10 protein-coding genes and 1 tRNA gene are annotated in these 12982 nt (G+C 36.3%); 7 read left to right on the top strand and 4 right to left on the bottom strand.

What is annotated here, in order from left to right:
• The coding region (locus tag AC9UEH_RS05580) for a PKD-like domain-containing protein (RefSeq protein ID WP_509529373.1) at positions 1-2783 on the top strand (2783 nt) is incomplete at its 5' end.
• Positions 2784-3044: 261 nt separating this feature from the next.
• On the opposite strand, the gene AC9UEH_RS05575 is transcribed toward AC9UEH_RS05580, so the two are convergent.
• Positions 3045-3117 (bottom strand) — tRNA-Met (locus AC9UEH_RS05575).
• A 117-nt stretch (positions 3118-3234) separates the two neighbouring features.
• Between AC9UEH_RS05575 and era the strand changes: the two genes are divergently transcribed.
• Both era and der read left to right on the top strand, forming a co-directional pair.
• Complete coding sequence (gene era, locus AC9UEH_RS05570) at positions 3235-4116, top strand: GTPase Era (protein WP_509529371.1); 882 nt, start codon at positions 3235-3237, stop codon at positions 4114-4116.
• Between the two features lie 189 nt (positions 4117-4305).
• On the top strand, positions 4306-5616 hold the full coding sequence (gene der, locus AC9UEH_RS05565; RefSeq protein ID WP_509529369.1) for a ribosome biogenesis GTPase Der: 1311 nt from the start codon (positions 4306-4308) through the stop codon (positions 5614-5616).
• Positions 5617-5646: 30 nt separating this feature from the next.
• Here the strand turns inward: der and AC9UEH_RS05560 are convergent, their stop codons facing one another.
• Positions 5647-7191 (bottom strand): hypothetical protein, encoded by a 1545-nt coding sequence (locus AC9UEH_RS05560; RefSeq protein ID WP_509529366.1) that lies wholly within the window; start codon positions 7189-7191, stop codon positions 5647-5649.
• 154 nt (positions 7192-7345) lie between these two features.
• Between AC9UEH_RS05560 and AC9UEH_RS05555 the strand changes: the two genes are divergently transcribed.
• The 4 genes from AC9UEH_RS05555 to leuB are packed head-to-tail and all read left to right on the top strand — an operon-like array spanning position 7346 to position 11636.
• Positions 7346-8512, top strand: coding sequence for a 2-isopropylmalate synthase (locus AC9UEH_RS05555; protein ID WP_509529364.1), 1167 nt, complete (start codon positions 7346-7348; stop codon positions 8510-8512).
• Complete coding sequence (gene leuC / locus AC9UEH_RS05550; RefSeq protein WP_509529362.1) at positions 8513-9898, top strand: 3-isopropylmalate dehydratase large subunit; 1386 nt, start codon at positions 8513-8515, stop codon at positions 9896-9898.
• A gap of 1 nt (position 9899) precedes the next feature.
• On the top strand, positions 9900-10502 hold the full coding sequence (gene leuD, locus AC9UEH_RS05545; protein ID WP_509529360.1) for a 3-isopropylmalate dehydratase small subunit: 603 nt from the start codon (positions 9900-9902) through the stop codon (positions 10500-10502).
• 12 nt (positions 10503-10514) lie between these two features.
• Positions 10515-11636, top strand: coding sequence for a 3-isopropylmalate dehydrogenase (gene leuB / locus AC9UEH_RS05540; protein ID WP_509529357.1), 1122 nt, complete (start codon positions 10515-10517; stop codon positions 11634-11636).
• A gap of 90 nt (positions 11637-11726) precedes the next feature.
• Here leuB and AC9UEH_RS05535 read toward each other — a convergent pair whose 3' ends face one another.
• Complete coding sequence (locus AC9UEH_RS05535; protein ID WP_509529355.1) at positions 11727-12515, bottom strand: TPM domain-containing protein; 789 nt, start codon at positions 12513-12515, stop codon at positions 11727-11729.
• On the bottom strand, positions 12515-12949 hold the full coding sequence (locus tag AC9UEH_RS05530; RefSeq protein WP_509529353.1) for a TPM domain-containing protein: 435 nt from the start codon (positions 12947-12949) through the stop codon (positions 12515-12517). The genes AC9UEH_RS05535 and AC9UEH_RS05530 overlap by 1 nt, the downstream gene beginning before the upstream one ends.
• Positions 12950-12982: the final 33 nt, after the last annotated feature.

The following is a 12982-nucleotide window of genomic DNA, read 5'->3' as shown; positions in this document are numbered from 1 at the left end:
CAGGAGGAGTTTACAGTTCTACTGCTGGATTAACATTAGATGCTACCACAGGAGCAATAACTCCAAGCACCAGCACGGCAGGAAGTTACACTATAACCTATACCATTCCGGCCACAGGCGGATGTAGCAGTATTTCAACAACAACAAATATTGTAATCACGGCAACCCCAACAGCAACAATCAGCTACGCAGGAACGCCATTTTGCACTACATTAACCACCGGTCAAGCCGTTACATTAACAGGAACAGCCGCCTATACAGCAGGAACATACAGTTCAACAGTAGGATTAACGATAGACGCTACAACAGGAGCCATAACGCCAAGCACCAGCACGGCAGGAAATTACACTATAACGTATACCATAGCTGCAAGCACTGGATGTTCACAAGTACAAGCTACAACTACTATTATTATCAATCCAATTCCGGTGGTTATAGCTTCACCATCTGCGGTTACTATTTGTTCATTGGATACAACTAATATAATACTAACTAGTAATGCTATTGGAACTTCCTATGCTTGGACATCAGTTCAAAATAATGTTTCAGGAGCAACTTCAGGAAGTGGAGCTACTATCGCACAAACATTAACCGCAACAGCAGCTACTCCTGGAACTGTAGTTTATACTATTACCCCTTCAGGCAGTGGCTGTACTGGATTACCAATAACTGCAACAGTAACAGTAAATCCGTTACCAACAGCAATAATCTCTGGAAATAGCACAATTTGTTTCGGTACTTCTAGCGTTGTAAATATTGTAGGAACACCCAATGCAACGGTTACGTATACCATTAACTCCGGAGTAAATCAAACAGTGGTATTAAATAATTTTGGAGTGGCTTCAGTACCAACAGGAAATTTAACAGTCACAACCACCTATCAATTAGTCAGTGTAATTGCATCAGGAACTCCAGCTTGTAGCCAATTGCAATCCGGCACCGTAACGGTAACAGTAGTTCCAATTCCACTGGTAAATTCTATTGTATCCTCACCAAGTGTTTGTTCAGGACAAGCAACAGGAATTTCACTTTCAAGTAACGTAACAACCGCAACTTTTAATTGGACTGTAACACAATCAGGTGTTATAGGTGCTAGTGCAGGAAGTGGCGCTATTATATCGCAAAATCTTATTGCAACAGGAGTAATTCCTGGATCTGTAACCTATTCAATAACTGCTAATGTAGGAGCATGTCAAGGACCAGCGACTAGAATTACAATAACGGTAAATCCAATTCCAGTAGTAACGGCATCAACCATATTACAATCGGTTTGTTCAGGAAGCGTAACCCCAATAGTGTTGACAAGTAACGTAGTGGGCACTGTATTCAATTGGAATGTAGTTCAAACGAATGTTACAGGAGCAAGTAATGGAAGTGGCAACGTAATAGCCCAAGCATTAACGACAACTAGTAACAACATTGGAGAAGCAGTGTATGCTGTTACGCCATTGGTTGGTGGCTGTCCGGGAGTTCCAACGTTAGTAATCGTAAGAGTAAATCCAATACCAGTTGCGACTGCAAATGCAGCAGTAACTACCATTTGCTCATCAGGAATTACAAACATTACATTAACAAGTACCGTGGCAGGAACTACGTTTTCATGGACGGTTATTCAAACAGGTATTTTTGGAGCATCCTCAGGAAGTGGTGCTATAATAGCACAGACATTAACTACTGTAGGCAGTAGCCAAGGAACAGTGCGGTATACTATAACACCAAAATTTAATGGTTGTTCAGGAGTGCCAATAACGGTTACAATAACCGTAAATCCTACCCCAGAGGTATTTGGATCATCAGCCTCTACAATTTGTAGTGGACAATCTCCTAGTATTTCCTTATTTCCAAGTATAGCAGCCACCACATTTGCATGGACAGTTTCACAAATAAATGTAACGGGTGCGCAAGCAGGAACTGGGGTTGTGATAAATGATATTTTGACAGCAGTACCCAATTTAGGAACAGCAATATATACAGTTATACCAACCGCAAACGGATGTTCAGGAATACCTTTGAACATCACAGTTACAGTAAATCCGGCACCGGCACCACTAATAACAGACGGTATTATTTGTGTGGATAAAGTAAGTAACGTAGCCTATCAAACTTATATTTTAAATACCCAATTAAGCAATGCTACCTATGATTTTGTATGGTATTTTAATGGAGTGATTATTAGTGGAGCAGTTAATAATACCTATGAGGCAGACGAATCGGGAACATATTCTGTACTGGTTACTAATACCACAACAGGATGTGTTTCGGTGATGACCTCTGCAATAGTTGTTGATTCTTATCCTGGGTTGACTATTGATACTACTCAAACAGTAGCCTTTAGTGATAATGCAACGATTGAAGTTACTGTCACTCCACCAAATGCAACCTATTTATATTCAATAGACAACGGACCAACACAAACATCGAATATATTTACCAATGTAGATCCAGGATCACATATAGTAACTGTAACAGATGCTAATGGATGTACAAATTTGACAAAACTGGTAAATATCATAGGTTATCCAACCTATTTCACGCCAAATGAAGATGGATTTCATGATACATGGAACATAGTAGGATTAGATGCATCGGCTAAAGTATTTATATTTGACAGGTATGGAAAATTAATCAAACAAATTAGCCCTACAGGTCCTGGATGGGACGGAACTTATAACGGTAGGCCATTAGCTTCAACAGATTATTGGTTTACTGTTGATTATAAGGAAAACTATCCAACAGTTGGAACTAGTAAAGTTTTCAAATCGCATTTTTCTTTGAAAAGGTAAATTTCCGAGTATTTAAATAAAAAAACGGCTAAAAGTAATTTTAGCTGTTTTTTATTTTAGTAGCGGGAACAATCCCGACACTTCGGGAGAACCTTTAACTAATTTAATTTCATAAAATAAGCCACTCATTTCTGACTGGCTTATTTAGAAGCCTTTCCAGAAGATATCGAATAATTTGCTGGAAGATTATGAGGAATTTTTATTGTTTTTTGAAGATAAAAAAACCTCTAAATTTCTTTAGAGGTTTTTGGTACGACTTAGTAGCGGGAACAGGACTCGAACCTGTGACCTTCGGGTTATGAGCCCGACGAGCTGCCTACTGCTCTATCCCGCGATGTTTCGAATGCAAATATACAACCAAAATTGGAAATTGCAACAAAAATTTAAAAAAATGTTTTATTTCATCTATTGGGCTGATATGTTTACCTTTGCAAAAATTAAAAAGCAGTAAATGTCACACAAAGCAGGTTTTGTAAATATTATAGGGAATCCAAATGTTGGAAAATCGACACTAATGAACGCCTTCGTAGGCGAAAGATTGTCGATTATCACTTCCAAAGCGCAAACTACACGCCACAGAATTCTTGGAATTGTAAATGGAGAAGATTTCCAAATGATTTTATCCGATACACCAGGAATCATCAAACCTGCGTATGAAATGCAGGAATCGATGATGAACTTCGTGAAATCGGCATTTGAAGACGCAGACGTCCTTATATATATGGTAGAAATTGGCGAACAAGATTTAAAAGACGAATCGTTTTTCAATAAAATCATCCACGCCACCATTCCTGTTTTACTTTTATTGAATAAAATTGATTTATCAAACCAAGATAAATTAGAAGAACAAGTCGCTTTTTGGGCTGCAAAAGTTCCTAATGCAGAGATTTTTCCAATTTCGGCATTGCAGAATTTCAATGTTCCTGAGGTATTTGGAAGAATAATCGAATTGTTACCTGAATCGCCAGCCTATTATCCAAAAGACCAATTGACCGATAAACCAGAGCGATTTTTCGTAAATGAAACCATCCGTGAGAAAATCCTCTTGAATTACAGCAAGGAAATTCCCTATGCCGTTGAAATCGTGACGGAGGAATTTTTTGAAGACGAAAATATCATCCGAATTCGTTCCCTGATTATGGTGGAACGCGAAACCCAAAAAGGAATTATTATTGGTCATAAAGGAGCTGCACTTAAGAAAGTTGGTGTTGATTCTCGTGCCGATTTAGAGAAGTTTTTTGGAAAACAAATCCATATTGAATTGTATGTTAAAGTAAATAAAAACTGGAGAAGCAACGCCAATATGTTGAAAAGATTCGGATATAATCATTAGTGTTCAGCACTCAGTTTTTAGTTGGCAGTTTACAGCCGTTGCAATTACTGAATACTCAATACGGAATACTGTTAACTAAAAGAGTACCTTTGCAAAAAATTAAAATACCTTATAGTTTGATTTTAAGAGTATAATGGTTTTGGTTTCCCAAAATCTTAAATCTTAAATCTAAACTCAAAAATCATAAAAATGAATAACATTGTTGCCATTGTAGGAAGACCAAACGTAGGAAAATCGACGCTTTTTAATCGATTGATACAAAGAAGAGAAGCAATCGTAGATTCTGTTTCGGGCGTAACTCGTGATAGAAACTACGGAAAAAGCGAATGGAATGGAAAGGAATTTTCTGTAATTGATACCGGTGGATATGTGCGTGGTTCTGACGACGTTTTTGAAGCTGAAATCCGCAAACAAGTCGAATTAGCAATTGACGAAGCCGACGTAATTATTTTTGTAGTCGATGTAGAAGAAGGCATAACACCAATGGATGATGCCGTTGCGAGATTATTGCGTAAGGTTACAAAACCTGTTTTATTAGCCGTTAATAAGGTTGATAATTCTATGCGTGAAAAAGATGCCATCGAGTTTTATAACCTTGGATTGGGAGAATATTACACTTTTGCAAGTATTTCAGGAAGTGGAACAGGAGATTTATTGGATGCCTTAATTGATGCTTTCCCAATAAAACCAGAGCCAACACAAGAAGAATTAGAATTGCCACGTTTCGCAGTTGTGGGTCGTCCAAATGCTGGAAAATCAAGTTTCATAAATGCCTTAATTGGTAAGGAAAGATATATTGTTACTGACATAGCGGGAACAACGCGGGATGCAATTGACACAAAATTTGACCGTTTTGGTTTTGAATTCAACTTGGTTGATACCGCAGGAATTCGTCGTAAGGCAAAAGTAAAAGAAGATTTAGAATTTTATTCGGTGATGCGTTCGGTTCGTGCCATTGAACACGCCGATATTTGTATCTTAATTATTGATGCCACCCGTGGATTTGAAGGACAAGATCAAAGTATATTTTGGTTAGCCGAAAAAAACCGTAAAGGTGTTGTAATCCTTGTAAACAAATGGGATTTGGTAGAAAAAGATACGTTGTCAACACGGGATTACGAAGCTAAAATCCGAGAGGAATTGATGCCATTTGTCGATGTGCCAATTCTTTTTGTTTCTGCATTGACCAAGCAACGTTTGCTAAAAGCATTGGAAGCTACGGTTCAAGTTTTTGAAAATAGAAAACAAAGAATTCCAACTTCAAAATTCAATGATTATATGTTGAAAGTCATTGAAGGCTACCCACCACCAGCTTTGAAAGGGAAATATGTGAAAATTAAATATTGTATGCAATTGCCTACGCCAACGCCTCAGTTTGTGTTTTTTGCCAATTTGCCACAATATGTAAAAGAAGCCTACAAGCGTTTCTTAGAAAATAAAATCCGTGAAAACTGGGATTTCTCAGGAGTTCCAATCGATATTTACATCAGAGAAAAATAAGCTATAAGCCTCAAGAAATTGAGGTTTTTTTTAGCGCAATAACTTCTTTGCTTTCTCCTGAATAATCGAAGCCACGGTTTTGTTTTCAATTTTGCTTTCCAACCAAGAAATAATATCCAAATACAGAAAGGCACGTTTCTCATATGGATGATTTTCAAATGTCTTCAAGCGGGTATGTAGTTTTTTGAATTCTCCTTTCAATTGATGCGGAAAAATTGACCCTAAATTTTTCAAGAATTTAATCATTTCTCGTTGCACCTCATGCAAGTCATTCATCTTGATTAGAAATTTGTAGGTACTTTTTAATTGTACTTCCAAATGATAATCCATTCCGCATTCATAATGGGCAACCAAACTCAAAACCCGTGCAAAACACATCAAATCTTCCCGCATTGACAAGTTTTTATTGTCGATAATTTTCTTTAAATATTCGATGCATTTTCTATTGTCTCCAGCGCCAAAATATAGACTTGCAATTTTGTAATAAAACACCATTACGTGGTGTTCATCTATTCTGTCTTCATTGATTTTTAAGTTTTTCAGCACTTCGTCAACCAAGTATTTTCCACCCTCAAAATCGCCTTCTAAAAAGTGTAAATTGAATTTACTGCTGTAATAACATAAGAAATATAAGGAAGTAGTATTGTCATTTTTAGGAAATTCTTCTCTGGAAACGGTTTGTTCTAATTGTTGTAAAATATCTTTAGAGTACGATTTGTGTTTTATCAGATACAAACATTCCAATAAATAGCTGTTTCCTTTGATGTACCAAACGGGGTTTAGATAAATCATTTGTGGAGTATCATTGAATAAATTAACCCATTTGCTTGCATATTTATAACAAGAAAGAAAATCCTGAATCAAAAAGCTGTGCCACAAATGTGCTTTGTAAAGCCATAATTTTTCTCGGAATCCAAGTTCGTCAATTTGATATTCAGGCATTCTATTATTGAAATAATCCGTTATTTCTTGCATTTCCAAATCGCTTTTGGCATAACCCGATTTGAGCATAATGCTATACAATTGTAGTGAAATATTGGAAAGCTTACTCGCAATTACATTTTGCTGACTCAATTCTTTTGCTTGGATAGAAAGTTCATCGGCACGGTCTTCAATACTTCGGGTGATGTATTGCGACTCAATAACTTTTTCTAATTCAACAATTTCAAAGGCAATATTTTTTTCTTCGTGTTCTAATGCAACTAATTTGGTTTTGTCTAAAATTTTCAAACTTTGCTTGTACAATCCTTTATGATATAAAATGGTAGCAAAATCTAATTGTTCTCTAATTTGAATCCGAATATTTTGATTGACAGGATTCAGCCTTAAACTCACCAAAATCTGTTTGTATAAATGCGCTTTTAAATTCGACAATTGCAATTTGGTAACAATCTTACTTTTCAAAATATCCTCTTCATTATAGTCATTCATTTTATCCAAAAGATTGAAAAGCAATAAAAATTTAGCATCTACATTTACCCCTAATCGGTTTACGTAAAGTTTAAATTGCCTTTTTTCTGATTTAGAAAGAGAACAAATTAGAACAAATAAATTATCTTTTGAAGCGTTTGCCATCGTAAAAAAAGTACTTTTAATTAATTGGTAATGAGATATTTAATAGTTATATTTTTTTGTTTAATACTGTAGATGAATCCAAACAAATACATTCATAAACAATCACAATATATACATTCGTAACGAGATAATAAAATTAAGATTAAATATCAACATGAATAATCAAAAAGTACAAATATTTGACACCACTTTGCGTGACGGAGAACAAGTCCCGGGATGTGGATTAAATACGGAGCAAAAGCTAGTCATTGCGGAGCGTTTGGACGAATTGGGTGTTGATGTTATAGAAGCAGGTTTTCCAGTTTCAAGTCCAGGAGATTTTAATTCTGTTGTTGCAATTTCTAAAATTGTAAAAAATGCCACCGTTTGTGCGCTAACAAGAGCTGTAAAAAACGATATCGAAGTGGCTGCTCAAGCACTAAAATTTGCATTAAAACCTAGAATTCATACAGGAATTGGAACTTCTGATTCTCATATAAAATATAAATTTAACGCTTCAAGAAACGAAATCATTGATCGAGCTGCCGAAGCCGTTGCATTTGCCAAAACTTTCGTTGATGATGTTGAATTTTATGCCGAAGACGCTGGAAGAACTGACAATGAATTCCTTGCATTAGTTTGTAGCGAGGCAATAAAAGCAGGTGCTACAGTGTTAAATATCCCAGACACAACGGGTTATTGTCTTCCAGAAGAATACGGCGCTAAAATTAAATATTTAAAAGAAAATGTTATTGGAATTGAAAAAGCAATCCTTTCTTGTCATTGTCACAATGATTTGGGAATGGCTACTGCCAATTCAATCGCAGGGGTAATAAATGGAGCACGTCAAATTGAATGTACCATTAATGGAATAGGGGAGAGAGCCGGAAATACGGCTTTGGAAGAAGTGGTGATGATTTTGCGCCAACACCCAGATTTAGGTTTGGATACCAATATCAACGCCAAATTATTATACGATACCAGCCGAATGGTTTCTGAAAGCATGGGAATGTTTGTGCAGCCGAATAAGGCAATTGTAGGAGCCAATGCCTTTGCGCACAGTTCTGGGATTCACCAAGATGGAATGATAAAAAACAGTTCTACGTATGAAATTATGGATCCAAGAGATGTTGGAGTCACCGAATCTGCTATCATTTTAACGGCTAGAAGCGGACGGGCAGCGTTGGCATATAGAGCTAAAAAAATTGGTTACGAATTGACAAAATTGCAATTGGACATTGTCTATAATGAGTTTGTGAAATTTGCTGACAGAAAAAAAGAAGTTATTGATGGCGATGTACATCAAATTATAAAAATAAGTAATATTGGAATTTTAGTTTAAATGAATAAAAAAACACTATTCGATAAAGTTTGGGACAGTCACGTGGTTACCAATGTGCCAAACGGACCTCAAGTTTTATATATAGATAAGCATTTGATTCACGAAGTTACGAGTCCACAGGCTTTCGCCGAATTGGAAGAGCGTAATATTCCTGTTTTTAGACCCAATCAAATTGTGGCTACAGCCGATCATAATGTAGCTACCATAAACCAACATTTGCCTATTGTAGACGATTTATCACGAAATCAGATTGAAATGTTGACGAAAAATTGCGCTAAAAACGGAATAGAATTATACGGATTAGGTCACGAATATCAAGGAATTGTGCACGTAATTGCACCTGAATTAGGAATAACACAACCCGGAATGACGATAGTTTGCGGCGACAGTCACACTTCTACGCACGGTGCTTTTGGAACAATCGCTTTTGGAATCGGCACAAGCCAAGTGGCACAAGTTTTTGCAAGTCAGTGTTTGTTGCTTGAAAAACCGAAAAGTTTGCGCGTCAATGTAAATGGAAAATTAGCAAAAGGCGTTCTCGCCAAAGATGTTATTTTATATATAATTTCAAAAATCGGAACGAATTCTGGCACGGGTTATTTCTGTGAATATGCAGGAAATGTATTTGAGGAAATGAGTATGGAAGGTCGAATGACTGTTTGTAATATGAGCATTGAAATGGGTGCTCGCGGAGGTATGATTGCCCCCGACGAAACGACTTATGAATATGTAATAGGAAAAAAATTCGCTCCTCAAGGTGCAGAATTAGAAGCGAAAATCGCCTATTGGAAAACACTTCCAACCGATGAAGGGGCTGTTTTTGATAAAGAATATGATTTTGATGCAGCCGATATCGCTCCAATGTTAACCTATGGAACAAATCCTGGAATGGGTATAAAAATCAATGGAACTATTCCTGTTTTGAATGACGCTTCTTTTGAAAAATCATTAGAATATATGGGCTTTGAACAAGGCGAACAGTTGTTGAACAAACCAATAAATTACGTTTTTATTGGAAGTTGCACCAATTCCAGAATTGAAGATTTTAGAGTGGTTGCCAATTATATAAAAGGAAAACAGAAAGCGAAGAATGTGGTTGCTTTAATCGTTCCTGGTTCACAACAAGTGGCCAAGCAAATCCATGCTGAAGGGCTAACAGCAATATTTGAAGCAGCTGGTTTTGAAATTCGTCAACCGGGTTGTTCTGCGTGTTTGGCTATGAATGACGACAAAATTCCTGCGGGAGAATATTGCGTTTCCACGTCCAATAGAAATTTTGAAGGACGACAAGGGCAAGGTTCAAGAACGCTTTTGGCAAGTCCGCTTGTGGCTGCAGCAACGGCAATTGAAGGGAAAATAATTGATATTACTTTACACTTAAATTAATATGGAAAAGTTTATAAAATTAGTTACAACGGCGGTTCCATTACCAATTGAAAACATAGATACCGATCAAATTATTCCTGCAAGATTCTTGAAAGTAACAGATAAAATTGGTTTTGGAAACAACTTATTTAGAGATTGGAGATTTGACGATAAGGGTGAAATTATAACTTCATTTGCATTAAATAATAAAAAATATTCTGGTAGTATTTTAGTTGCGGGTGATAATTTTGGTTGTGGAAGTAGCCGGGAACACGCCGCTTGGGCTTTATCCGATTATGGATTTAAAGTAATTGTGTCAAGTTATTTTGCAGATATTTTCAAAGGAAATGCTCTGAATAATGGGTTGTTACCAATATTAGTTTCGCCAGAATTTTTGAAAGAAATTACAACTAAAATTCAAGAAAATCCAAGTACGAATTTATGTGTCAATTTAGAAGAGCAAACCATTGCAGTTGAAAATTCTGCTTTGATTGCCGAATTCGAAATAGATGCCTACAAGAAAATTTGTATGATAAATGGATTTGACGATATTGATTTTTTAATCAATATTAAAGATAAAATTGAAGCCTTTGAAAAAGGGAAAATAACAGCATTTCAAGTGTAAAATAGGGACGTTATGAAATTGAAAATCGCATTATTAACGGGAGACGGAATTGGTCCAGAAGTTACAAATCAAGCCGTAAAAGTACTGAAAGCTATCGGAAAAAGATTTGGACATACATTTGATTTTGAAGAAGCTTTAGTGGGCGCAATTGCAATTGATAAAACGGGAAATCCTTTGCCAGATGCAACAATTGCAATTTGTGAAAGTTCAGATGCTGTTTTGTTTGGTGCCATTGGCGATCCAAAATATGATAACAATCCGGATGCAAAAGTGCGTCCTGAACAAGGATTACTCAAATTGAGAAAAGTGTTGGGTTTGTATGCGAATATTCGCCCAATAAAAGCATACGAAACATTGATTGACAAATCGCCATTGAAACGCTACATCATTGAAGGAACAGACATGGTTATTTATCGGGAACTGACTGGTGGAATTTATTTTGGTGAGAAAAAATTAAGCGATGACGGAACTGTAGCGTCTGATTTGTGTGAATATTCTCAAATGGAAATTGAACGAATTGCACATTTGGCATTTAAATCAGCATTGACAAGAAGAAAAAAAGTCACACTTGTTGACAAAGCAAATGTTTTGGAAACTTCAAGATTGTGGCGTCGAGTAGTGACAAATATTGCTAAAGAATATCCTGAAGTAGCACTTGATTTTCTATTTGTTGATAATGCAGCAATGCAAATGATTTTGAACCCAAAACAATTTGATGTTATCCTTACCGAAAATTTATTTGGAGATATTATCTCGGATGAAGGCAGTGTAATTGGTGGTTCGATAGGATTATTGGCTTCGGCATCTGTGGGTGATAAAAGCGCAATGTTTGAACCAATTCACGGTTCGTATCCACAAGCAAAAGGAAAAGATATTGCCAATCCAATCGCTGCAATTTTGAGTGCATCAATGTTATTGGATCATTTTGGGCTTTTTGCTGAGTCAGAAAGTATTAAAAAAGCCGTCGAAAAAGCATTAGAATTTAACATCGTAACACCTGATTTGAATGCCATAAGAAATTACGGAACCAATTATGTTGGAGATGCAATTGCTAGCACAATTATAAACAGTGAAGAATCAAACGGGTATATCAATCACGAAAATATAAATTTGGGGAAATCCATATTTTTTTAAAGATAGTTTTTTAGTTAGTTTTAGTTTTTTAGGGGAAAGGAGTCTTGAGCAATCAAGGCTCTTTTTTTGTTCGGTAGTTTCAAAAATATTTTACCAACCACCGCTTGATCCACCCCCAGAAAATCCACCGCCGCCGAAGCCACCACCAAATCCACCGCCGCCTCCAGAAGAGCCACCACCAAATCCACCAGAACCTCGTCCGCCCGCTAAGCTACTCAAGATAATAATATCTAATAAGCTTGGGCCGCCGCTTGAATTACCTGAATTTCCACCGTTATTTTTTCTTCTAGAAATTAGGAATAATAGAAATACTACAATAAATATAATTATAAAAGGGGGAATACCTTCATTTTTATTTTCTTTTCTTTTTCCCTTATATTTTCCTTTAAAAACATCAATTATAGCGGTCGTTCCTTTATCCAAACCATTGTAAAAACTCCCAGCTTTGAATTCGGGAACAATTATATTTCTAATGATTTCTCCGCCAATTCCCGCTGTCAATCGGTCTTCAACACCATAACCTGGGTTGATTGCAATTTTCTTCTCGGCTTTAGCCAATAAAATTATTACACCATTATCATCTTTTGCTGTACCGCCAATTCCCCAAGTTTGCCCCCATTTTGTGGCAAGCATACTCACGTCTTCGCCTTTCAGACTTTCAATGGTAATCACAACAATTTGTGTGGTAGTAGAATCGGAATACCGAATCAATTTTTCTTCTAATTGTGCTTTTTCAGTTGCACTCAAAACATTGGCATAATCGTAAACGGAGGTTTGCTCACTTGGAATTTCAGGAATGTTGAATTGTGCAAAACCTATTTGTGTAAACAGCAAAGAGGCAAACAAAACTAAAAAGGAATTTTTTACATTTGATTTCATTATCCTTTAGATATTTCGTTTGACAATTCATTGGTATCGCCTTCTTGCCAAGGAAAATAAGTTTTCAATTGGGTTCCTGCTTTCTGAATGCCATCAATTAGGCCTTCTTTGAAATTTCCATTTTTAAAATGGTTTATCATCGCTTCTTTAGTAGCATCCCAAAAATCAGTTGGAACCACATCGTTAATTCCTTTATCTCCACAAATTGCGAATGTCTTATCGGATACAGCCAAATAAATCAAAACTCCATTTTTGAGTTCGGTATGGTGCATTTTTAATTCTTCAAAAACTTCCAAAGCCCTTTCATAAGGAACTTTGGAAGTTGTTTTTTCTATATGAACTCTAATCTCGCCAGAAGTTTCTTTTTCCGCCATACTTATAGCAGCAACAATTTCTTGTTCTTCTTCATTGGTTAAAAAAACTTCTTTTGACATAGATATATTTTTTAAATTCCTTTTTAAAGCCCT

Source organism: Flavobacterium sp., from assembly GCF_040402835.1.
GTDB lineage: Bacteria > Bacteroidota > Bacteroidia > Flavobacteriales > Flavobacteriaceae > Flavobacterium.
Note: the sequence above shows the minus strand (reverse complement) of the source record. Positions and strands in the feature narration are given on the sequence as shown.